General features: G+C 56.7%; 18 protein-coding genes. 10 read left to right on the top strand and 8 right to left on the bottom strand.

Annotated elements, in window-relative coordinates:
- Window positions 1-123: 123 nt before the first annotated feature.
- From lptG to IM313_RS22735, 3 genes are all read right to left on the bottom strand, one after another.
- Window positions 124-1,206, bottom strand: a complete 1,083-nt coding sequence (lptG, locus tag IM313_RS03020; RefSeq protein ID WP_028014575.1) for an LPS export ABC transporter permease LptG — start codon at window positions 1,204-1,206, stop codon at window positions 124-126.
- The gene (lptF, locus tag IM313_RS03015; protein ID WP_028014576.1) at window positions 1,206-2,306 is read right to left on the bottom strand and encodes an LPS export ABC transporter permease LptF; all 1,101 of its coding nucleotides are present in this window, start codon (window positions 2,304-2,306) and stop codon (window positions 1,206-1,208) included. Before lptF ends, lptG begins: the two co-directional genes overlap by 1 nt.
- 63 nt (window positions 2,307-2,369) lie before the next feature.
- The gene (locus tag IM313_RS22735) at window positions 2,370-2,429 is read right to left on the bottom strand and encodes a hypothetical protein (protein WP_213743486.1); all 60 of its coding nucleotides are present in this window, start codon (window positions 2,427-2,429) and stop codon (window positions 2,370-2,372) included.
- A gap of 143 nt (window positions 2,430-2,572) precedes the next feature.
- On the opposite strand from IM313_RS22735, the gene pepA reads away from it, so the two are divergent.
- The 5 genes from pepA (at window position 2,573) to IM313_RS02990 (ending at window position 9,230) form a co-directional block, all read left to right on the top strand.
- Window positions 2,573-4,084: a leucyl aminopeptidase gene (pepA, locus tag IM313_RS03010; protein ID WP_028014577.1), complete on the top strand. Its 1,512-nt coding sequence runs from the start codon at window positions 2,573-2,575 to the stop codon at window positions 4,082-4,084.
- A gap of 117 nt (window positions 4,085-4,201) precedes the next feature.
- Window positions 4,202-4,645: a DNA polymerase III subunit chi gene (gene holC / locus IM313_RS03005; RefSeq protein ID WP_003861884.1), complete on the top strand. Its 444-nt coding sequence runs from the start codon at window positions 4,202-4,204 to the stop codon at window positions 4,643-4,645.
- Window positions 4,645-7,500 (top strand): valine--tRNA ligase, encoded by a 2,856-nt coding sequence (locus IM313_RS03000; protein WP_192971983.1) that lies wholly within the window; start codon window positions 4,645-4,647, stop codon window positions 7,498-7,500. Before holC ends, IM313_RS03000 begins: the two co-directional genes overlap by 1 nt.
- A 123-nt stretch (window positions 7,501-7,623) precedes the next feature.
- A complete protein-coding gene (locus IM313_RS02995) occupies window positions 7,624-8,127 on the top strand; it encodes a GNAT family N-acetyltransferase (RefSeq protein ID WP_192971982.1) in 504 nt (167 codons plus the stop codon).
- Between the two features lie 83 nt (window positions 8,128-8,210).
- Window positions 8,211-9,230 (top strand): NAD(P)-dependent alcohol dehydrogenase, encoded by a 1,020-nt coding sequence (locus tag IM313_RS02990; RefSeq protein ID WP_028014580.1) that lies wholly within the window; start codon window positions 8,211-8,213, stop codon window positions 9,228-9,230.
- 46 nt (window positions 9,231-9,276) lie between these two features.
- Here the strand turns inward: IM313_RS02990 and IM313_RS02985 are convergent, their stop codons facing one another.
- Window positions 9,277-10,914, bottom strand: a complete 1,638-nt coding sequence (locus IM313_RS02985; protein ID WP_192971981.1) for a dihydroxyacetone kinase subunit DhaK — start codon at window positions 10,912-10,914, stop codon at window positions 9,277-9,279.
- 137 nt (window positions 10,915-11,051) lie between these two features.
- Between IM313_RS02985 and IM313_RS02980 the strand changes: the two genes are divergently transcribed.
- Window positions 11,052-12,554 carry a helicase HerA-like C-terminal domain-containing protein gene (locus IM313_RS02980; RefSeq protein ID WP_192971980.1) on the top strand — a complete coding sequence of 501 codons (1,503 nt, stop codon included), beginning with the start codon at window positions 11,052-11,054 and terminating at the stop codon, window positions 12,552-12,554.
- Here the strand turns inward: IM313_RS02980 and IM313_RS02975 are convergent.
- A complete protein-coding gene (locus tag IM313_RS02975) occupies window positions 12,534-13,475 on the bottom strand; it encodes a TIGR01212 family radical SAM protein (RefSeq protein WP_127334642.1) in 942 nt (313 codons plus the stop codon). The two genes, IM313_RS02980 and IM313_RS02975, sit on opposite strands and share 21 nt — an antisense overlap.
- A 687-nt stretch (window positions 13,476-14,162) precedes the next feature.
- Between IM313_RS02975 and gltB the strand changes: the two genes are divergently transcribed.
- The 4 genes from gltB to IM313_RS02955 all read left to right on the top strand — a co-directional run bounded on the left by gltB (window position 14,163) and on the right by IM313_RS02955 (window position 21,158).
- Window positions 14,163-18,623: a glutamate synthase large subunit gene (gltB, locus tag IM313_RS02970; protein WP_192971979.1), complete on the top strand. Its 4,461-nt coding sequence runs from the start codon at window positions 14,163-14,165 to the stop codon at window positions 18,621-18,623.
- Between the two features lie 9 nt (window positions 18,624-18,632).
- On the top strand, window positions 18,633-20,051 hold the full coding sequence (gene gltD, locus IM313_RS02965) for a glutamate synthase subunit GltD (protein ID WP_041907852.1): 1,419 nt from the start codon (window positions 18,633-18,635) through the stop codon (window positions 20,049-20,051).
- Window positions 20,052-20,289: 238 nt separating this feature from the next.
- The gene (locus IM313_RS02960) at window positions 20,290-20,544 is read left to right on the top strand and encodes a hypothetical protein (protein ID WP_226837577.1); all 255 of its coding nucleotides are present in this window, start codon (window positions 20,290-20,292) and stop codon (window positions 20,542-20,544) included.
- 320 nt (window positions 20,545-20,864) lie between these two features.
- Complete coding sequence (locus IM313_RS02955; RefSeq protein WP_063438551.1) at window positions 20,865-21,158, top strand: hypothetical protein; 294 nt, start codon at window positions 20,865-20,867, stop codon at window positions 21,156-21,158.
- Between the two features lie 44 nt (window positions 21,159-21,202).
- Here IM313_RS02955 and sspB read toward each other — a convergent pair whose 3' ends face one another.
- The 3 genes from sspB to rpsI form a co-directional block, all read right to left on the bottom strand.
- A complete protein-coding gene (gene sspB / locus IM313_RS02950) occupies window positions 21,203-21,703 on the bottom strand; it encodes a ClpXP protease specificity-enhancing factor (protein WP_192971978.1) in 501 nt (166 codons plus the stop codon).
- Between the two features lie 5 nt (window positions 21,704-21,708).
- On the bottom strand, window positions 21,709-22,347 hold the full coding sequence (gene sspA, locus IM313_RS02945; protein WP_028014589.1) for a stringent starvation protein SspA: 639 nt from the start codon (window positions 22,345-22,347) through the stop codon (window positions 21,709-21,711).
- Window positions 22,348-22,654: 307 nt separating this feature from the next.
- Window positions 22,655-23,047 (bottom strand): 30S ribosomal protein S9, encoded by a 393-nt coding sequence (gene rpsI / locus IM313_RS02940; RefSeq protein WP_003860436.1) that lies wholly within the window; start codon window positions 23,045-23,047, stop codon window positions 22,655-22,657.
- Window positions 23,048-23,059 lie beyond the last annotated feature (12 nt).

Genomic DNA, 23,059 nt, shown 5'->3' with positions numbered 1-23,059 from the left:
CACGACTTTATCGCTCAATAATACTCAAATTCGAGGCGGGACGTTGAAGGTTGTGAGAAAAAGTGCGGGGTGAAACAGGAGATTAGCCTCGCCTCCGTTTCACCGGAAGCGAGGAGAGGTCAATCAGGAGCGTTTCAGCAGCAGCCAGAGGCTGATCAGGAAGAAGCTGGCGCTCGGCAGCAGCGCACCGATAATCGGCGGGATGCCATAAACCAGCGTCAGCGGACCGAAGATCTGATCGAGTACATAGAAGACAAAGCCGAAGCTAATACCGGTCACGACGCGCACGCCCATCGGCACGCTACGCAGCGGGCCGAAGATAAACGACAGCGCCATCAGCATCATCACCGCCACGGACATCGGCTGGAAGATTTTGCTCCACATGTTGAGCTGATAGCGTCCGGCATCCTGCCCGCTCGACTTCAGGTACTTCACATAGTTGTGCAAGCCGCTGATAGAGAGCGCGTCAGGATCCAGCGCAACAACCCCGAGCTTATCCGGCGTGAGGTTGGTCTTCCAGGTGCCGGTCACCGTCTGTGACCCGGTAATCTGTTTTGGATCCGTCAGGTCAGATTCATCAACCTGCGACAAACGCCACTGCTTATGTTCAGCGTCAAACTTCGCGGAAGAGGCGTGTCGGACAGACTCCAGACGGCGCTGGTCGTTGAACGCGTAGATGCTCACCCCGCCCAGTTCATCATTACCCTTTACCCGTTCGATGTAGACGAAGTTTTTCCCGTCTTTCGCCCATAAACCTTGCTGAGTCGAGAGCAGTGAACCACCGTACATTGCCTGAGCACGATAGTTACGCGCCATCTGCTCGCCCTGCGGTGCCACCCACTCGCCAATCGCCATGGTCAACAGCACCAGCGGGATTGCGGTTTTCATTACCGACAGCGCAACCTGCATACGGGTAAAGCCTGAGGCCTGCATCACCACCAGCTCGCTGCGCTGAGCCAGCATCCCCAGCCCCAGCAGCGCGCCCAGCAGAGCCGCCATCGGGAAGAAGATCTGCACATCTTTTGGCACGCTGAGCAGGGTGTACATCCCCGCCCCCATCGCGTCATAGCTGCCCTGTCCGGCTTTTTTCAGCTGATCGACAAATTTGATAATGCCGGAGAGCGACACCAGCATGAACAACGTCATCATGATGGTGGTGAAAATGGTTTTACCGATATAGCGATCAAGAACGCCAAACGCCTGCATTAGATGGCTCCTTTACGCGAGAATCGGGCACGTATGCGGCGCACAGGCACCGTATCCCACAGGTTTAATCCCAGCGCCAGTAATATGTACAGGCTGTTAACGAACCATGTCCAGACCATCGGATCCAGCTTACCCTTCGCGCCGTTAGAGCGAATCGAGGTTTGCAGCAGGAAGTAGATCAGGTAAAGCAGCATCGCTGGCAGCATAGAGAGCACGCGGCCCTGGCGCGGGTTCACCACGCTCAGCGGCACGACAATCAGTGCCATCATAAACACGGTGAATACGAGCGTAATACGCCAGTGGAACTCAGCCCGCGCTCTGTCGGTATCGGTATTCCACAGCGTGCGCATATCCATTTGCTCGGTATCCGTCGGATCGAGCGCCACCGCCTGATGACCAATAATGGCCTGATAGTTCTGGAAATCCGTAATACGGAAGTCACGCAGCATCGCGGTGCCTTCGAAACGGGTGCCTTTATTCAGCGTGACGACCTGAGAACCGTCTTTGCGCTGAGAAAGCTGGCCAGAATCGGCAACCACCACGGACGGACGCGCGTTACCTTTAGGACGCAGCTGCGCCAGAAATACATCGTTGAATTTACTGCCGTCAACGCTCTCAATAAACAGCACGGAGTTTCCGTCAGTCGCCTGCTGGAACTGCCCCTGCGCGAGCGCCGCCATGCCGGGGTTTGCTTTCGCCTCGGCCAGCACTTCGTCCTGATGACGGGAAGACATAGGGCCCGCCCACATCACATTCACCGCCGCAACAATGCCCGTGAACAGCGCCAGTATCATCGCCGCTTTCACCAGTACGGCTTTACTCAGGCCGCAGGCATGCATCACCGTAATTTCACTCTCGGTGTACAGCTTACCGAGGGTCATCAGCAGGCCGAGGAATAGACTCAGCGGCAGAATAAGCTGCGCCATTTCCGGGATCCCCAGCCCAAGCAGGGAAAGCACCAGATTCGTTGGAATTTCGCCGTCAACGGCCGCACCGAGGATCTTAACCAGCTTCTGACAGAAAAAAATCAGCAGCAGGATGAAGAGGATCGCCAGTTGGCTTTTGAGCGTCTCCCGCACCAGATATCTTATGATTATCACTTTAAATACGCCCGTAAAAACCCGTCTCTTTGCTGGAAAATCGCTTGTTTCATGGCTTAAACGTCATTTATTCTCTTGAGTCGTCGAAATCGTCGCTAAGATTAAAACATCCGGCGGATTCACGCTTCAGGACTTTTTCTGACGTGTCGAAACCGTAGTAACGTAAGATTAACACGAAGTCACCACAACAGCGGACATGAGTTACGAAAGGTTTCAATTCTATCCGTAGCAGCCGCCGTTGTCTTTAAGATTCAGGAGCGTAGTGCATGGAGTTCAGTGTAAAAAGCGGTAGCCCGGAGAAACAGCGGAGTGCCTGCATCGTTGTGGGCGTCTTTGAACCGCGCCGACTCTCCCCGATCGCCGAGCAACTCGATAAAATCAGTGACGGCTATATCAGCGCCCTGCTGCGCCGTGGCGAACTGGAAGGCAAACCTGGGCAGACGCTGTTACTGCACCATGTTCCGAACGTCCTGTCAGAGCGTATTCTGCTGATTGGCTGCGGCAAAGAGCGCGAGCTGGATGAACGTCAGTATAAGCAGGTTATTCAGAAAACCATTAATACGCTGAATGACACCGGTTCAATGGAAGCCGTCTGCTTCCTGACCGAGCTGCACGTCAAAGGCCGTAACACCTACTGGAAAGTGCGTCAGGCCGTCGAAACGGCAAAAGAGAGCCTTTACAGCTTCGATCAGCTTAAGACCAACAAAAGCGAGCCGCGTCGCCCGCTGCGTAAAATGGTCTTTAACGTGCCAACCCGTCGCGAACTGACCAGCGGCGAGCGCGCCATCCAGCATGGTCTGGCGATTGCCGCCGGTATCAAAGCGGCAAAAGATCTCGGCAACATGCCGCCAAACATCTGTAACGCCGCCTACCTCGCCTCTCAGGCGCGCCAGCTGGCTGACTCCTACAGCAAAAACGTCATCACCCGCGTCATCGGCGAACAGCAGATGAAAGAGCTGGGGATGCACTCTTATCTGGCGGTGGGTAACGGCTCGCAGAACGAATCCCTGATGTCGGTCATCGAATACAAAGGCAATCCGTCTGAAGACGCGCGTCCGATCGTGCTCGTCGGTAAAGGGCTGACCTTTGACTCCGGCGGTATCTCCATCAAGCCTTCAGAAGGCATGGACGAGATGAAGTACGACATGTGCGGCGCGGCGGCGGTTTACGGCGTCATGCGCATGGTTGCGGAGCTTCAGCTGCCCATCAACGTAATCGGCGTGCTGGCAGGCTGCGAAAACATGCCTGGCGGTCGCGCGTATCGCCCGGGCGACGTCCTGACCACCATGTCCGGCCAGACCGTTGAAGTGCTGAATACCGACGCCGAAGGCCGTCTGGTACTCTGTGACGTGTTGACCTACGTTGAGCGCTTCGAACCTGAAGCGGTTATCGACGTGGCCACCCTGACCGGTGCCTGCGTGATTGCCCTGGGCCATCACATCACCGGCCTGATGTCGAACCACAACCCGCTGGCGCACGAGCTTATCGGCGCGTCCGAGCAGGCAGGTGACCGCGCATGGCGTCTGCCGCTGGGTGACGAGTATCAGGAACAGCTGGAGTCTAACTTTGCGGACATGGCAAACATCGGCGGTCGTCCTGGCGGCGCAATTACCGCAGGCTGCTTCCTGGCGCGCTTCACCCGTAAATATAACTGGGCGCACCTGGACATCGCGGGTACCGCATGGCGCTCCGGTAAAGCCAAAGGCGCTACCGGACGTCCGGTGGCCCTGCTGTCGCAGTTCCTGCTTAATCGTGCGGGTTTTAACGGCGACGAGTGATGTAATGTGCCGGGTGGCGGCTTCGCCTTACCCGGCCTACACGCCACTCAACCGTAGGCCGGGTAAGCGAAGCGCCACCCGGCTTTGCATTTAAATCCACGACAAGAAGCCCCATATATGAAGAATGCAACGTTCTACCTTCTGGACAACGACACCCATCAGGATGGCCTCAGCGCCGTTGAACAGCTGGTGTGTGAAATTGCCGCAGAACGTTGGCGCGCAGGTAAACGCGTACTGATTGCCTGTGAAGATGAGCAGCAGGCGATTCGCCTGGATGAAGCGCTATGGGCGCGCCCGCCGGAAAGTTTTGTTCCGCATAACCTGTCGGGCGAAGGTCCACGCGGCGGGGCACCGGTCGAAATTGCCTGGCCGCAAAAGCGCAACAGCAGCGCGCGCGATATTCTCATTAGCCTGCGGACAGACTTTGCAGATTTTGCCACCGCTTTCACAGAAGTGGTAGACTTTGTCCCTTACGAAGAATCCTTGAAACAACTGGCGCGCGAACGCTATAAAGCGTACCGCCTGGCCGGTTTTAACCTGAATACGGCAACCTGGAAATAATGGAAAAGACATATAACCCACGCGATATCGAACAGCCGCTTTACGAGCACTGGGAACAGCAGGGCTATTTCAAGCCTAACGGCGACGAAAGCAAAGAGTCCTTCTGCATCATGATCCCGCCGCCGAACGTCACCGGCAGTTTGCATATGGGGCATGCTTTCCAGCAGACCATCATGGACACCATGATCCGCTACCAGCGCATGCAGGGCAAAAACACCCTGTGGCAGGCAGGGACTGACCACGCGGGTATCGCGACCCAGATGGTGGTTGAGCGTAAAATTGCCGCTGAAGAAGGTAAAACTCGTCACGACTACGGTCGCGATGCGTTCATCGACAAAATCTGGCAGTGGAAGGCAGAATCCGGCGGCACCATTACCCGTCAGATGCGCCGTCTCGGCAACTCCGTGGACTGGGAGCGCGAGCGCTTCACCATGGACGAAGGCCTGTCCAACGCCGTAAAAGAAGTGTTCGTCCGTCTGTACAAAGAAGACCTGATTTACCGCGGCAAACGCCTGGTAAACTGGGACCCGAAACTGCGCACCGCAATTTCTGACCTGGAAGTGGAAAACCGCGAGTCTAAAGGCTCCATGTGGCACATCCGCTATCCGCTGGCCGACGGCGCAAAAACCGCAGACGGTAAAGATTACCTGGTGGTGGCGACCACCCGTCCGGAAACCCTGCTGGGCGATACCGGCGTGGCCGTTAACCCGGAAGATCCGCGCTATAAAGATCTGATCGGCAAATTTGTGGTGCTGCCGCTGGTGAACCGCCGCATTCCGATTGTGGGCGACGAACACGCCGACATGGAAAAAGGCACCGGCTGCGTGAAAATCACCCCGGCGCACGACTTCAACGACTATGAAGTGGGTCGTCGTCACGCCCTGCCGATGATCAACATTCTGACCTTCGACGGCGATATCCGCGAAAGCGCAGAGGTGTACGACACCAAAGGCAACGAATCCGACGTTTACTCCAGCGAGATCCCGGCGGAGTTCCAGAAGCTGGAGCGCTTTGCTGCACGTAAAGCCATCGTAGCCGCCGTTGATGCGCTCGGCCTGCTGGAAGAGATTAAGCCTCACGATCTGACCGTGCCGTACGGCGACCGTGGCGGCGTGGTTATTGAGCCAATGCTGACAGACCAGTGGTACGTCCGTGCCGACGTGCTGGCAAAACCGGCTGTGGAAGCGGTTGAGAACGGCAGCATTCAGTTCGTGCCGAAGCAGTACGAAAACATGTACTTCTCCTGGATGCGCGACATTCAGGACTGGTGTATCTCCCGTCAGCTGTGGTGGGGTCACCGCATCCCGGCATGGTACGACAACGAAGGCAACGTCTACGTTGGCCGTAGCGAAGACGAAGTGCGTCAGGAAAACAACCTGAGCGCTGACGTGGCCCTTCGCCAGGATGAAGACGTTCTGGATACCTGGTTCTCCTCCGCGCTGTGGACCTTCTCTACCCTCGGCTGGCCGGAAAACACCGACGCGCTGCGTCAGTTCCACCCTACCAGCGTAATGGTGTCCGGCTTCGACATCATCTTCTTCTGGATTGCCCGCATGATCATGATGACCATGCACTTCATCAAAGACGAAGACGGCAAGCCGCAGGTTCCGTTCCATACCGTCTACATGACCGGCCTTATCCGCGACGACGAAGGGCAGAAGATGTCCAAGTCCAAGGGCAACGTGATTGACCCGCTGGACATGGTTGACGGGATCTCCCTGGAAGACCTGCTGGAAAAACGTACCGGCAACATGATGCAGCCGCAGTTGGCTGAGAAAATCCGCAAGCGTACCGAGAAGCAGTTCCCGAACGGGATCGAATCTCACGGTACCGACGCCCTGCGCTTCACCCTGGCGGCGCTGGCCTCGACCGGCCGCGACATCAACTGGGACATGAAACGTCTTGAAGGTTACCGTAACTTCTGTAACAAGCTGTGGAACGCCAGCCGCTTCGTGCTGATGAACACCGAAGATCAGGATTGCGGCTTCAACGGCGGCGAGATGACCCTGTCTCTGGCGGACCGCTGGATCCTGGCGGAATTTAACCAGACGGTGAAAGCCTTCCGCGAGGCGCTGGACAGCTACCGCTTCGATATCGCAGCGGGCATTCTGTATGAATTCACCTGGAACCAGTTCTGTGACTGGTATCTGGAGCTGGCGAAGCCGGTCATGAACGGCGGTTCTGAAGCAGAGCTGCGCGGCACGCGCAACACGCTGATTACCGTCCTGGAAGGCCTGCTGCGCCTTGCGCATCCGGTTATTCCATTCATCACCGAGACCATCTGGCAGCGCGTGAAGGTCATTGCGGGCATCAACGCCGATACCATCATGCTGCAGCCGTTCCCGGAATTCGATGCGGCTAAGGTTGATGAAGCCGCGTCTGCGGATACCGAGTGGCTGAAGCAGGCGATCGTTGCGGTACGTAACATCCGTGCCGAAATGAACATCGCCCCGGGTAAACCACTGGAGCTGCTGCTGCGCGGCTGCAGCGACGCTGCCGTTCGTCGCGTCACCGAGAACAACACCTTCCTGAAAACCATGGCGCGTCTGGAAAGCATCACCGTGCTGCCTGCCGATGACAAGGGTCCGGTTTCCGTGACTAAAATCATCGACGGTGCGGAGCTGCTGATCCCGATGGCGGGCCTGGTCGACAAAGAGGCAGAGCTGGCGCGTCTGGCGAAAGAAGTGGCGAAAGTCGACGTGGAAATTGGCAAAATTGAAAGCAAACTGGCGAACGAAGGCTTTGTGGCCCGCGCGCCGGAAGCGGTCATTGCCAAAGAGCGTGAGCGTCTGGTTGCCTTCGCCGATGCGAAGACCAAACTGATCGAGCAGCAGGCCGTTATCGCAGCCCTGTAATGCTTTTACCCCTTACGCTTCAGGGCGTAAGGGGTAACCTTCCTGAAAACTCCTCGCTTGCACTCCCTTTTCTGCGGTGCTATTAACAGCAACTGTGTGTCAATTTTTGTAATGAGTAATGCTATGAGCGTGATTACCCCCGTCGCGACGACGATGCGTCGGATCACTGAGCAGGACAATCCGGCTATCGCCGCCGTTATCCGCACCGTTTCTGCAGAGTTTGGGCTGACGGCGGATAAAGGTTACACCGTTGCCGACCCGAATCTTGACGAACTGTTTAAGCTGTACAGCCAGCCGGGCCACGCCTACTGGGTCATTGAGCAGAACGGCCAGGTTGTGGGCGGCGGCGGTGTTGCACCGCTGAGCTGCAGCGAGCCGGATATCTGTGAGCTGCAGAAAATGTATTTCCTGCCGTCGGTTCGTGGACAGGGCCTGGCGAAGAAGCTGGCGCTGGTCGCCCTGGAGCACGCGCGCAATCAGGGTTTTAAACGCTGTTACCTCGAAACCACCGCCTTCCTCAAAGAGGCCATCGGCCTGTATGAACATCTGGGCTTTGAGCATATCGATGCGCCGCTGGGCTGCACGGGCCACGTTGACTGCGAAGTCAGAATGCTGAAAAGTCTGTAAGTTTCGTTCCTGCCCCCTTCTGTTAAGCGGCTGTAAACTGAATGCTCTACACTCTCAGTTCACACCACAACGGGGGAAATACGATGTCGAAGATAAAAAGCTACGCCGCACCGCAGGCGGGTGCAGAACTTGAGCTGTACGAGTACGATGCGGGCGAACTAAAAGCAGAAGACGTCGAAGTACAGGTTGATTACTGCGGGGTCTGCCACTCAGATCTCTCGATGATCGACAACGAATGGGGCTTCTCCAGCTATCCGCTGGTTGCCGGGCACGAAGTGATTGGCCGCGTCGTCGCGCTCGGCAGCGCCGCGCAGGACAAAGGGCTGAAGGTTGGCCAGCGCGTGGGCATTGGCTGGACAGCACGCAGCTGCGGCCACTGCGACGCCTGTATCAGCGGCAACCAGATCAACTGCCTAGAAGGCGCAGTGCCCACCATCCTGAACAAGGGCGGTTTCGCCGATAAGCTGCGCGCCGACTGGCAATGGGTCATCCCGCTGCCGGACAGCATTGATATTGAATCTGCTGGTCCACTGCTGTGCGGCGGGATCACCGTCTTTAAACCGCTGCTGATGCACCACGTCACCGCCACCAGCCGCGTGGGCGTGATCGGTATCGGCGGTCTGGGCCATATCGCCATCAAGCTGCTGCACGCGATGGGCTGTGAAGTGACGGCGTTTAGCTCGAACCCGGCGAAGGAGAAAGAAGTGCTGGCAATGGGCGCGGACAAAGTCGTGAACAGCCGCGATCCGGACGCGCTGAACGCGCTGGCTGGGCAGTTTGACCTGATCATCAACACCGTGAACGTCGATCTCAACTGGCAGCCGTACTTTGAAGCGCTGGCCTACGGCGGTAACTTCCACACCGTGGGTGCGGTGATGAAGCCGCTGCCGGTTCCGGCCTTTACCCTGATCGGCGGGGATCGCAGCGTGTCAGGCTCCGCGACCGGTACGCCATACGAGCTGCGCAAGCTGATGAAGTTTGCCGGCCGCACCAAAGTGACGCCGACCACCGAGCTGTATCCAATGTCGAAAATTAACGAAGCCATCCAGCACGTGCGCGACGGCAAAGCCCGTTATCGCGTGGTGTTGAAAGCGGATTTCTGATGTGAGTTTGCCGGGTGGCGGCTTCGCCTGACCCGGCCTACTTTTGCTACTGCGCCAATGTATTAAACACTTCCGCCACCGCGACCGCCCCCGGGTCCATTACCCCATCCAGATTCTCTTTATTCACATACGATGAGCGCCCTGCTCCGGCTTTCGCCATTTTCGCCGTTGCCTCCGCCCCCTGCTGCGCAGCCTGCGCGGCCGCCTGAAGATCTTTTTTCTTCAAGGCTTCCAGCGCCGGTTGCAGCGCATCGATCAGCGTACGATCGCCGAGATCTGCCCCGCCATACTGCTTCATCTGCGCCAGTCCGCTCAGCAATGCTTCAGGTAGCGGCTGTCCATCGTGAAGCTTTTGCCCCGCCGCCGTGAAGAAGATCGACATGAGTACACCGCTCGATCCGCCCATCACCGTGGCCAGTCGTTCCCCCACCAGCAACAGCAGCTTAGGCACGTCATTCAGCGGGAGAGTGTTTTCTTCCAGGCGCTGCGCAATATCCCGTGCACCTTGCGCAAACGTAGAGCCGGTATCGCCATCGCCCACTTTGGCATCCAGCGCATTCAGGCGGTTTTCAAGCTGTATGAGCGTCTTCGTCACCTGTGAAACAGACTCCTTCACCTGCGGATTGTCGGACGCGGCATATTCCACGCTATCGTGAATAGCGCTTTGCGGAACGGTACGCAGAGGGGCAAACGCCACAGGCTTCTGCCAGCCCAGCGTCTCGACCTCGGCGTGAATCGCCTTTTCAAAGTAATCGTTGAGCTTTAGCAGCGTCAGAGAAAAGCCCTTCATATCCAGCGCGCTCACCAGCGGCGCAGGGCCAATCAGGTACGCAATATTCTCTTTCAGCGCTGAATGTGCCAGCTCTTTGGTGAGCAGAGCCATCTCCAGCGCGGACACGCCGCCGAGGTTGTTGATCAGCACCGCGAAACGCCCCTCGCCCGCCTGCGCTTTGAGCGGCGACACCAGCGTGTCGATAATCGCTTTGCTGTTTTGCGTATCAACCACCGAGGCACCCGGCTCCCCGTGGATCCCCAGCCCCAGCTCGACATGGCCCTGCTTGATGCGCCCCTCTTCATCGTCGCTGCCCGGCAGGTTGCAGGTTTGCATCGCAACGCCCAGGCTCCAGAGGTTATCGCAGGCCTGCTGCGCAATATCCCGCACCTCGCTCAGCGATTTTCCGTGCTCCGCTGCATAGCCCGCAATCTTGTGCACCAGCGCCGTGCCGGCAATGCCGCGCGGCTGCTTGTTGTCGGGCAGCGCGATATCGTCTGCCACAATCACCATCTCGACCTTCAGGCCGTAGCGTTTGGCCTTTTCTGCCGCCAGGCCAAAGTTAAGCCGGTCACCGGTATAGTTTTTGACGATGAGCAGGCAGCCGCGATCGCCCGTCACCGCCACAATAGCGTTCAGCACCGCATCCACGCTCGGGGAGGCGAACAGATCGCCACACACTGCCGCCGTCAGCATGCCTTTACCGACAAATCCGGCGTGCGCCGGTTCGTGCCCGGAGCCACCGCCGGAGATCACCGCCACGCGGCTTTTATCCCAGTCGCCGCGGGCGACAACCCTGATAGCTGGATCGATATCAAGTTTGACGAGATTCGCATGTGGCGCAGAAAGCAGTATGCCTTCAATGGCGTCGTTGACCAGCTGTTTGCGATCGTTAAAGAAGAATCTGGACATTGTTTTCCACTATTTTATGAACCGTATGCAAAAGCATAGTCCGCGCTGGACAATGCGCCGCAAAGTCAGCAATTTACTCAACCATTTTGCCGTCAGGTTGCCTATACTCCACCCAGGACTAAGAGAGGAAGCGCATCATGAGTACACCATTGTTAATTGCCCGGACGCTGGAAAAAGAGCTGTATCTACTGCCCGCGATGGCGAACCGCCACGGTCTGATTACCGGCGCCACCGGCACAGGGAAAACAGTCACTCTCCAGAAGCTAGCGGAGTCACTTTCAGAGATTGGCGTGCCGGTCTTTATGGCTGACGTAAAAGGCGATTTAACCGGTGTGGCTCAGGAGGGTACCTCTTCTGAAAAACTGCTCGAACGACTGAAGAATATTGGCATTACGGACTGGACGCCGCACGGCAACCCGGTGGTGGTCTGGGACATCTTCGGTGAGAAAGGCCACCCGGTACGCGCCACCGTTTCCGATCTCGGCCCGCTGCTGCTGGCCCGCCTGCTCAACCTCAACGACGTGCAGTCCGGCGTGCTGAACATCATCTTCCGTATCGCCGACGATCAGGGGCTGCTGCTGCTCGATTTCAAAGATCTGCGCGCCATTACCCAGTACATCGGCGATAACGCCAAATCTTTCCAGAACCAGTACGGCAATATCAGCAGCGCCTCTGTCGGTGCCATTCAGCGTGGGCTACTTACGCTGGAGCAGCAGGGCGCCGAACACTTCTTCGGCGAGCCGATGCTGGACATTAAAGACTGGATGCGCACCGACAGCAGCGGCAAAGGCATCATCAACATTCTGAGTTCAGAGAAGCTCTACCAGATGCCAAAGCTTTACGCCGCCAGCCTGCTGTGGATGCTCTCCGAACTGTACGAGCAGTTACCGGAAGCGGGCGATCTGGAAAAACCCAAACTGGTCTTCTTCTTTGACGAAGCACACCTGCTATTTAACGACGCGCCGCAGGTACTGCTGGATAAAATTGAACAGGTTATCCGCCTGATCCGCTCCAAAGGGGTCGGCGTCTGGTTTGTGTCGCAAAACCCTTCGGATATTCCTGACAATGTGCTGGGCCAGCTGGGAAACCGCGTGCAGCACGCCCTGCGCGCCTTTACGCCGAAGGATCAGAAAGCGGTGAAAGCCGCCGCGCAAACCATGCGTGCCAATCCGGCCTTTGATACCGAAGCCGCGATTCAGGCGCTGGGCACCGGTGAAGCACTGATCTCGTTCCAGGATGCCAAGGGCAGCCCGTCCGTGGTGGAACGCGCAATGGTGATCGCGCCCTGCTCGCGCATGGGGCCGGTTACCGACGATGAACGTAACAGCCTGATTAATCACTCCCCGGTGTACGGCAAGTATGAAGACGAGGTGGATCGGGAGTCTGCGTTCGAGATGCTGCAAAAAGGGGTACAGGCAAACACCGAATCGCAGGATGCTCCACCCGCTAAGGGCCAGTCAGTCGCAGTGGATGACGGCATTCTCGGTGGGCTAAAAGACATTTTGTTTGGCACAACCGGACCGCGCGGCGGCAAGCGCGACGGCGTGGTACAGACTATGGCGAAAAGCGCCGCGCGGCAGGTCACCAATCAGATTGTGCGCGGCATGCTGGGGAGTCTGCTAGGCGGCCGCCGTCGGTAGACGGGGAACCCACGGGCGGCCCAGCGCCGAACCCTGTACGCCGTTTTCCTGAAGATAGCGGTCGATTTCCACCATCCCCGTCCACCGGTTCTCGCACCAGAGCGGTGCCAGAAGCGTTGGACGGCGGGCGCTGGCGGAGATGCGGTGGTAGACAATCTCCGGCGGCGTGTGGCGAATCATCTCCCCCGCCGTCACCGTATAGTCCTCAAGCTCGATACCGCTTAACCGCCCGGCCTCCCAGGCTTTCGCCATAATGCTGCCCTTCACGATATGCAGCGGATGAAGCTTGATGCCGTCCACGCCGGTTTCAACGACTTTTTCCAGCGTTTCAAGGGCATGCTGTTGACCTTCGCCGGGCAGACCGACAATCAGATGTGAACAGACCTTCAGCCCGCGCTCGCGTGCCAGCCGCGTGGTGCGCTGGTAGCAGGCGAAATCATGGCCACGGTTGATACGGTGCAGCGTTTTATCATGTGCCGTTTGCAAGCCCAGCTCCAGCCAGATCTCGTAGCCTTGTTCTTTGTACTCGCTGAGCAGGTCCAGCACCGCGTCCGGTACGCAGTCCGGGCGGGTTCCCACGCACAGCCCAACGATGTTGGCCTGGCTGACGGCCTGCTGATACATCGATCGCAATACCTGCACCTCCGCCCACGTGCTGGTGTAAGCCTGAAAATAGGCCAGATACTGCTTCGCACGGTTCACCAGGCTGGCCTGATGAGCAAGCTGTTCAGCGATAGAGTTATGTTGCTGTGCTTCATCGGCAAACGACGCAACGTTACAGAAGGTGCAGCCTCCGCGCCCGATGGTGCCGTCGCGATTCGGGCAGCTAAACCCGCCGTGCAGCGTCAGCTTATGCACCTTTTGACCGTACCGCTGCAAAAGATCCCCACCAAACATATTGACTAATTTCTGTAACTGCATAATCTGATAGACCGTCCCGAAGAAAGGGGACAAGCCTGCCATTTTTAGCCTCTGTCGGCGATGACCTGGATCAATCGCCTTGGACGGCCTTTATCCATTTGAATAAATAATCACGATTACCGAGATTTCATTCACCCGCCACGTAATTACTTTTCCTTATGTTCTGATGGTTTTTTTCATTTATAGCGCCAGGACTGAAAAACAGTGATTTTATGCGGGTTCGAAGACTGCGCCAGATTATTATTCTGTCATAAAACCGCATTTCAGCACGCTGCATCAATAATACCGCTTTCATATAGTGAGTCAGATCACACTCCCCTGCACCTTCCTGGCGCTTTCAGTGGTTGTAAAATTAGCCAAATAACCAATAAAAACAAAATGATAATTACGCTTTAGCACATTTTTGTATAAATAAGATTGCCATTTGACCTGTGTACCAATTCCCGATAAGTTGGAAATCCGCTGGAAGCTTTCTGGATGAGCGGCCTGCTCATCATATTTATGCAGTAATTGAGATTCCCTCTGAAGCAAGTCCTCAAACTTGTTTACCTGCGCGAAAGGATGAAAAAGAGGGCGAATGCGAGGTCCGCGTATGAAACGCTAACCCCGTCGCCATGCTCTTTCTGCGCCTGTGCGCCACGGTAAAGTTCAGTGGGAAGCCCGACGAGCCTGGGGAGGTTCACTGATATGTTGTACGATAAATCCCTTGAGAAGGATAACTGTGGTTTCGGCCTGATCGCCCACATAGAAGGCGAACCTAGCCACAAGGTAGTGCGTACCGCTATTCACGCACTGGCCCGTATGCAGCACCGTGGCGCCATCCTGGCCGATGGTAAAACCGGCGACGGTTGCGGCCTGCTGCTGCAAAAACCGGATCGTTTCTTCCGCATCGTGGCGGAAGAGCGCGGCTGGCGTTTAGCCAAAAACTACGCTGTCGGCATGCTGTTCCTGAATCAGGATCCTGAAAAGGCTGCCGCCTCACGCCGCATCGTTGAAGAAGAACTTCAGCGCGAAACCCTGTCGATTGTCGGCTGGCGCGATGTGCCAACCAACGAAGGGGTACTCGGTGAAATCGCCCTCTCCTCGCTGCCTCGTATTGAGCAGATTTTCGTTAACGCGCCTGCGGGCTGGCGTCCGCGCGATATGGAACGCCGTCTGTTTATCGCCCGTCGCCGCATTGAAAAACGTCTTCAGGACGATAAAGAGTTCTACGTCTGTAGCCTCTCTAACCTGGTGAACATCTATAAAGGTCTGTGTATGCCGGCTGACCTGCCGCGCTTCTACCTGGACCTGGCGGACCTGCGTCTGGAATCGGCCATTTGCCTGTTCCACCAGCGCTTCTCCACCAACACCGTACCGCGCTGGCCGCTGGCTCAGCCGTTCCGCTACCTGGCGCACAACGGCGAGATCAACACCATCACCGGCAACCGCCAGTGGGCGCGTGCTCGTACCTATAAGTTCCAGACCCCGCTGATCCCTGACCTGCACGATGCCGCGCCGTTCGTGAACGAAACCGGCTCTGACTCCAGCTCCATGGACAACATGCTGGAGCTGCTGCTGGCGGGCGGGATGGATATCGTGCGCGCCATGCGTCTGCTCGTGCCGCCGGCCTGGCAGAACAACCCGGATATGGATCCGGAGCTGCGCGCATTCTTCGACTTTAACTCCATGCACATGGAGCCGTGGGACGGTCCGGCAGGTATCGTGATGTCCGACGGTCGCTTCGCTGCCTGTAACCTGGACCGTAACGGTCTGCGTCCGGCGCGCTACGTCATCACCAAAGACAAGCTCATCACCTGCGCCTCTGAAGTGGGGATCTGGGATTACCAGCCTGACGAAGTGGTCGAGAAAGGCCGCGTCGGTCCGGGCGAGCTGATGGTGATCGATACCCGCGGCGGCCGTATTCTGCACTCTGCGGAAACCGATAACGATCTGAAAAGCCGCCATCCGTATAAAGAGTGGATGGCGAAAAACGTCCGTCGCCTGGTGCCGTTCGAAGATCTGTCTGACGACGAAGTGGGCAGCCGCGAGATGGACGACGATACCCTCGCGAGCTTCCAGAAGCAGTTTAACTACAGCGCGGAAGAGCTGGACTCGGTTATTCGCGTGCTCGGCGAAAACGGCCAGGAAGCGGTCGGCTCGATGGGTGACGATACCCCGTTCGCCGTGCTCTCCAGCCAGCCGCGCATTATTTACGACTACTTCCGTCAGCAGTTTGCGCAGGTGACCAACCCGCCAATCGATCCGCTGCGTGAAGCCCACGTGATGTCGCTGGCCACCAGCATCGGCCGTGAGATGAACGTCTTCTGCGAAGCCGAAGGCCAGGCGCACCGTCTGACCTTTAAATCGCCGATCCTGCTGTACTCCGATTTCAAACAGCTCACCACCATGACCGAGGAGCACTACCGCGCCGACACGCTCGATATCACCTTCGACGTGACCGAAACGAGCCTCGAAGAGACGGTGAATGCGCTGTGTGACAAAGCCGAGCAGATGGTGCGTAACGGCACCGTTCTGCTGGTGCTGTCTGACCGTAACATTGCGAAAAACCGTCTGCCGGTGCCTGCGCCAATGGCGGTGGGGGCTATCCAGACGCGTCTGGTCGACAAGAGCCTGCGCTGCGATGCCAACATCATTGTGGAAACCGCCAGCGCCCGCGATCCGCACCACTTTGCCGTGCTGTTAGGCTTTGGTGCGACGGCGATCTATCCATACCTGGCCTACGAAACGCTGGCCCGCCTGGTAGACACCCGCGCCATCGACAAAGATTACCGCACGGTGATGCTGAACTACCGTAACGGCATCAACAAAGGCCTGTACAAGATCATGTCCAAAATGGGCATCTCGACCATTGCCTCTTACCGCTGCTCGAAGCTGTTTGAAGCGGTCGGCCTGCACGACGACGTCGCCAACCTCTGCTTCCAGGGCGTGGTCAGCCGCATCGGCGGGGCCGGTTTTGCTGACTTCCAGCAGGATCTGGTGAACCTGTCGAAGCGCGCCTGGCTGGCACGTAAGCCGCTGGAACAGGGCGGCCTGCTGAAATACGTTCACGGCGGCGAATATCACGCCTACAACCCGGACGTGGTGCGCACGCTGCAACAGGCGGTACAGAGCGGCGAATACAGCGATTATCAGCAGTATGCCGAGCTGGTGAACAACCGTCCGGCAGCGACGCTGCGAGACCTTATTGCCCTCAATCCGGGCGATGAAGCGGTCAGCGTTGACGAAGTTGAGCCTGCATCCGAACTGTTCAAACGCTTCGATACCGCGGCGATGTCCATCGGCGCGCTGAGCCCGGAAGCGCACGAAGCGCTGGCGGAAGCCATGAACAGCATCGGCGGCAACTCCAACTCCGGCGAGGGCGGTGAAGATCCGGCCCGTTACGGCACCAACAAAGTGTCGCGCATCAAGCAGGTGGCGTCCGGCCGCTTTGGCGTAACCCCTGCCTACCTGGTTAACGCCGACGTGATCCAGATTAAGGTCGCTCAGGGTGCAAAACCGGGCGAAGGCGGTCAGCTGCCGGGTGATAAAGTCACCCCGTACATCGCCAAACTGCGCTACTCGGTGCCGGGCGTGACGCTGATTTCCCCGCCGCCGCACCACGATATCTACTCTATCGAGGATCTGGCGCAGCTCATTTTCGACCTGAAGCAGGTCAACCCGAAAGCGATGATCTCCGTGAAGCTGGTTTCCGAGCCGGGCGTCGGCACCATCGCCACCGGCGTGGCGAAAGCCTATGCGGATCTGATCACCATTGCCGGCTACGACGGCGGTACCGGCGCAAGCCCGCTCTCCTCCGTGAAATACGCGGGCTGCCCGTGGGAGCTTGGCCTGGTGGAAACCCAGCAGGCGCTGGTGGCTAACGGTCTGCGTCACAAGATCCGTCTGCAGGTGGACGGCGGTCTGAAAACCGGCCTCGACATCATCAAAGCGGCGATTCTGGGTGCGGAAAGCTTCGGCTTCGGTACCGGCCCGATGGTTGCGCTCGGCTGTAAATACCTGCGTATTTGCCACCTGAACAACTGCGCAACCGGCGTTGCGACCCAGGACGAGAAGCTGCGTAAGAATCACTATCATGGCCTGCCGTTCATGGTGACTAACTACTTTGACTTCATCGCCCGTGAAACCCGCGAGCTGATGGCGCAGCTGGGCGTGAAGCGTCTGGTGGATCTGATTGGCCGTACCGACCTGCTGAAAGAGCTGGAAGGCTTCACCGCCAAGCAGCAGAAGCTGGAGCTGTCTAAGCTGCTGGAAACGGCTGAGCCGCATCCTGGCAAAGCGGTTTACTGCACCGAGAACAACCCGCCGTTCGACAACGGCGTGCTGAACGCGCAGCTGCTGCAACAGGCGAAGCCGTACGTGGACGAGAAGCAGAGCAAAACGTTCTGGTTTGATATTCGCAATACCGACCGTTCTGTCGGCGCGTCCCTCTCCGGTTATATCGCGCAAACGCACGGCGATCAGGGGCTGGCGTCGGATCCGATTACCGCGCACTTCAGCGGTACCGCGGGCCAGAGCTTCGGCGTGTGGAACGCCGGCGGCGTTGAGTTATACCTGACCGGCGATGCCAACGACTACGTCGGCAAAGGCATGGCGGGCGGTCTGCTGGCGGTGCGTCCTCCGGTCGGTTCAGCCTTCCGCAGCCATGAAGCCAGCATCATCGGCAACACCTGTCTGTACGGTGCGACCGGCGGTCGTCTGTTTGCCGCGGGCCGTGCGGGCGAACGTTTTGCGGTGCGTAACTCCGGTGCCATCACCGTGGTGGAAGGCATCGGCGATAACGGCTGCGAATACATGACGGGCGGAATTGTGTGCGTCCTGGGTAAAACCGGCGTGAACTTTGGCGCCGGCATGACGGGCGGTTTTGCCTACGTGCTGGATGAAGACGGTGAGTTCCGCAAACGCGTGAACCCGGAACTGGTGGAAGTGCTGGACGTTGATTCGCTGGCCATTCACGAAGAACACCTGCGCGGTTTGATTACCGAACACGTGCAGCATACCGGTTCTTCGCGCGGCGAAGAGATCCTGGCGAACTGGCCAGCGTTCTCTGCGAAATTCGCGCTGGTTAAGCCGAAGTCCAGCGATGTTAAAGCCCTGTTGGGTCACCGTAGTCGTAGCGCAGCAGAGCTGCGCGTGCAGGCGCAGTAAGGAATTCAGATGAGCCAGAACGTATACCAGTTTATCGACCTGCAGCGTGTTGATCCGCCAAAGAAACCGCTGAAGATCCGTAAAATTGAATTTGTTGAAATCTATGAGCCGTTTTCAGAAGGCCAGGCCAAAGCACAGGCAGACCGCTGCCTGTCCTGCGGTAACCCTTACTGCGAATGGAAATGTCCGGTCCATAACTACATTCCGAACTGGCTGAAGCTGGCCAACGAAGGGCGTATTTTTGAAGCCGCCGAGCTCTCTCACCAGACCAACACCCTGCCGGAAGTGTGCGGCCGCGTGTGTCCTCAGGATCGCCTGTGCGAAGGCTCCTGTACGCTGAACGACGAGTTTGGCGCGGTGACCATCGGCAACATCGAACGCTATATCAACGATAAAGCGTTCGAGATGGGCTGGCGTCCGGATATGACCGGCGTGAAGCAAACCGACAAGCGCGTGGCGATCGTCGGCGCGGGTCCAGCAGGCCTCGCCTGTGCCGACGTGCTGACACGCAACGGCGTGAAGGCGGTGGTTTTTGACCGTCACCCGGAAATCGGCGGTCTGCTGACCTTCGGTATCCCGGCCTTCAAGCTGGAAAAAGAGGTGATGACCCGCCGCCGTGAAATCTTCACCGGCATGGGCATTGAGTTCAAACTCAACACCGAAGTGGGCCGGGACGTGCAGCTCGACGATCTGCTGAAGGATTACGACGCCGTGTTCCTGGGCGTGGGTACCTATCAGTCCATGCGCGGTGGTCTGGAAAACGAAGACGCGCCGGGCGTTTACGACGCGCTGCCGTTCCTGATTGCTAACACCAAACAGCTGATGGGCTACGGCGAAACTGCCGACGAGCCGTTTGTCAGCATGGAAGGTAAACGCGTTGTCGTGCTGGGCGGCGGTGATACCGCGATGGACTGCGTGCGTACGTCCATTCGTCAGAACGCGGCGCACGTCATCTGTGCTTACCGTCGTGACGAAGAGAACATGCCCGGCTCTAAGCGCGAAGTGAAAAACGCGCGTGAAGAGGGCGTGGAGTTCCAGTTCAACATCCAGCCTCTGGGCATTGAAGTGAACGCCAACGGTAAGGTAAGCGGCGTGAAGATGGCGCGCACGGAGATGGGTGCGCCGGATGCAAAAGGCCGTCGTCGCGCGGAGATCGTGGCTGGCTCTGAGCACGTGATCCCGGCCGACGCCGTGGTGATGGCGTTTGGTTTCCGCCCTCACAGCATGGAGTGGCTGGCGAAGCACAGCGTAGAGCTGGACTCACAGGGCCGCGTGATTGCGCCGGAAGGCAGCGACAACGCCTTCCAGACCAGCAACCCGAAAATCTTCGCCGGTGGCGATATCGTTCGCGGTTCAGACCTGGTGGTTACCGCGATTGCCGAAGGACGTAAAGCGGCTGACGGGATCATGAACTTCCTGGAAGTGTAATACCGGTTGAACATGCGGTTTATCATCACCGCATGTTCGCCCCCCCTTCTTTCCCCCTTCAATTCCAGGCTAATTCCTTCTGCCTGAGATTTATTACGAACCATGACATGACGAACCTTTATCAACGGTCCGTAACTCTCTTTAAATCGTGAACGCAATCGTATATCCACAACAAATAAATGGTTAAGTGTTGAAGCAGAAGTTCATATAACGCAGTAATAGAAGAGCGGCGTAATATTTGCGCCGTAAACAAAAGGGATTTGAAATAATGGTCAAAAAACATGCCTATGTAGAATATCGCCCTAAATCAACGAGTGAGGATGAAGACGTTATCCATCATGTGGTGATTGTTGACGGCAAAGAGATACATACAGAGAAAACGCAGGAAAAGGCTGCTGATTGGGCTTTGGAAAAGGGTTATGCGGTTCATGTCGCCCGCGAGCGCCATCTTAAGGACTTAGATCAACCGCCTTTGTTCCGTGTATACCCCTAGGGCAATTAGATGTTCCTTGTAATACACCAAGGGATTAAAGCCTAAATATGCGCTATTTAAAAGCCCTTCGGGGCTTTTTATTATGTCTTTAACCGGAGTGATTCTTAGGGGCAAACACAATCGAAAATGTGACATTTATGTCCGGACATTTCGATAATAACATTCACTAACAGCATAGATATCTGAATTAACATTCACAGCTAATATCATTGCATTCTCAAATATGAAACGACAACTAGTGTCATCTAAATAACTTGTCTGATCCTGGGCCGGCACCTCTTTGCCGCTGATATATTGCTACTACATACGGAAATGAAGATATGAAATTCGATAAAATCGTCACCGGGCTACTCTTTGCCATTTTGTTTTTCAGCGTCGGTAATGCTGTCGCCAAAGCCAACGCGCTCTCCGATACTCAGGTTAAAAACGAAATTATTGCGGAGTCTATCGCTGATTATCCCGGCGTATGTGCTTGCCCTTTTAATCAGGCCCGAAATGGCAGTTCATGCGGGCGTCGCAGTGCATGGAGTAAGGCTGGTGGCTATTCCCCAATTTGTTACCAGAATGAAGTCACCGCTGAAATGATAAAAGAGTGGCGGGAACGTAACAGCTAACCGCTATAAGCAGAAAGCAAAACAGGCCCAATGGGCCTGTTTGATTATTTAACAACGCGTAATGCGGGGCGACCACCACGCGGTGGTGGTGGATCGTCATTCGGATCGTTGTCATCGGCATGATCCGGTTTGTCACCGTCGATAATGGACATCACCGTCTCACTTTCAGGACCTGATGGCGACTCGTCATCATTCAGGCTGGCAACCTCTTCATCATACGCCGCTTCCGGCTCGAACATGGTGCCTGCACCGTTTTCACGGGCGTAGATAGCCAGAACCGCAGCCAGCGGAACGGAAACCTGACGCGGCACGCCGCCGAAACGCGCATTAAAGCGCACTTCGTCGTTTGCCAGCTCCAGGTTACCCACTGCACGTGGCGCAATATTCAGTACAATCTGTCCGTCGCGTGCGTATTCCATTGGAACCTGCACGCCCGGCAACGTCACATCCACAACCAGGTGCGGCGTGAGCTGGTTATCCAGCAGCCATTCATAGAAGGCGCGCAGCAGATACGGACGGCGTGGGGTAAGTTGTGACATTTCCACAGTCATTAGCCTCGGCCGAGACGCATTTCACGTTCCGGTTCAGTTAAAGATGCCAAGAAAGAGTCGCGCTCAAATACGCGAGTCATATAGCCTTTCAGCTCTTTTGCGCCAGGGCCGCTGAACTCAACGCCCAGAATTGGCAGACGCCACAGCAGCGGGGCCAGATAGCAATCCACCAGGCTGAACTCGTCGCTCAGGAAGAACGGTTTCTGACCAAACACAGGGGCAATTGCCAGCAGCTCTTCACGCAGTTGCTTACGCGCAGCGTCGGCTTCAGAAGCGGAGCCGCTGGTAATGACGTTCATCAGCGAGTACCAGTCTTTTTCGATACGCTGCATGTACAGGCGGCTTTCACCACGTGCAACAGGGTAAACAGGCATCAGCGGCGGATGCGGGAAACGCTCATCCAGATATTCCATAATGATACGGGATTCCCACAGGGTCAGCTCGCGATCCACCAGCGTCGGTACGCTTTGGCTCGGGTTGAGATCGATCAGATCCTGAGGCGGGTTATCCTTTTCCACATGCTCGATCTCAAAACTGACACCCTTCTCGGCCAGCACGATACGAACCTGATGGCTATAAATGTCAGTAGGACCAGAAAACAGCGTCATTACCGAACGTTTGTTGGCAGCGACAGCCATGAAAACCTCCAGGTATATTCAGAATTTTTACTGCTACCAGCCCAACGGGGCCAGCCAGATGAAGTATCGCCCATCCCAGAGAAGACACATTGTTCAAGAATCGAACAAAAATCGAGTATTCACCGATATTTGGGCAGAAAATTGGATGATAGTTTACCAGATTTTGATGGCTTTGTGGTGAGGGGATGCCGGAAATGTGGAAAAAGAGAAGATATATGAAATGTTACTGTGGATAACCTGCGCATTATCCATAAAAAAACCCGCCGAAGCGGGTTTTTCGCCAATCGTTCTGCGTAAGCAGAATGGATTAACGTTTGGAGAACTGTGGACGACGACGTGCTTTACGCAGACCCACTTTCTTACGTTCAACCTGACGCGCGTCACGAGTAACGAAGCCAGCTTTACGCAGTTCAGAACGCAGGGATTCGTCGTACTCCATCAGAGCGCGGGTGATACCGTGACGGATCGCACCTGCCTGACCGGAGATACCACCACCTTTAACGGTGATGTACAGATCCAGTTTTTCTACCATATCAACCAGTTCCAGCGGCTGGCGAACTACCATGCGGGCAGTTTCGCGACCGAAGTACTGTTCCAGAGAACGCTGGTTGATTACGATTTTACCACTGCCCGGTTTGATGAAAACGCGAGCTGCGGAACTTTTGCGGCGACCAGTGCCGTAGTATTGATTTTCAGCCATTGCCTATAATCC

The sequence above is a fragment of the Enterobacter cloacae complex sp. P2B genome, from assembly GCF_014895985.1.
GTDB lineage: Bacteria > Pseudomonadota > Gammaproteobacteria > Enterobacterales > Enterobacteriaceae > Enterobacter > Enterobacter bugandensis.
The sequence above is the reverse complement of the archived record's forward strand: the minus strand, read 5'-3'. Positions and strand labels throughout refer to the sequence as shown.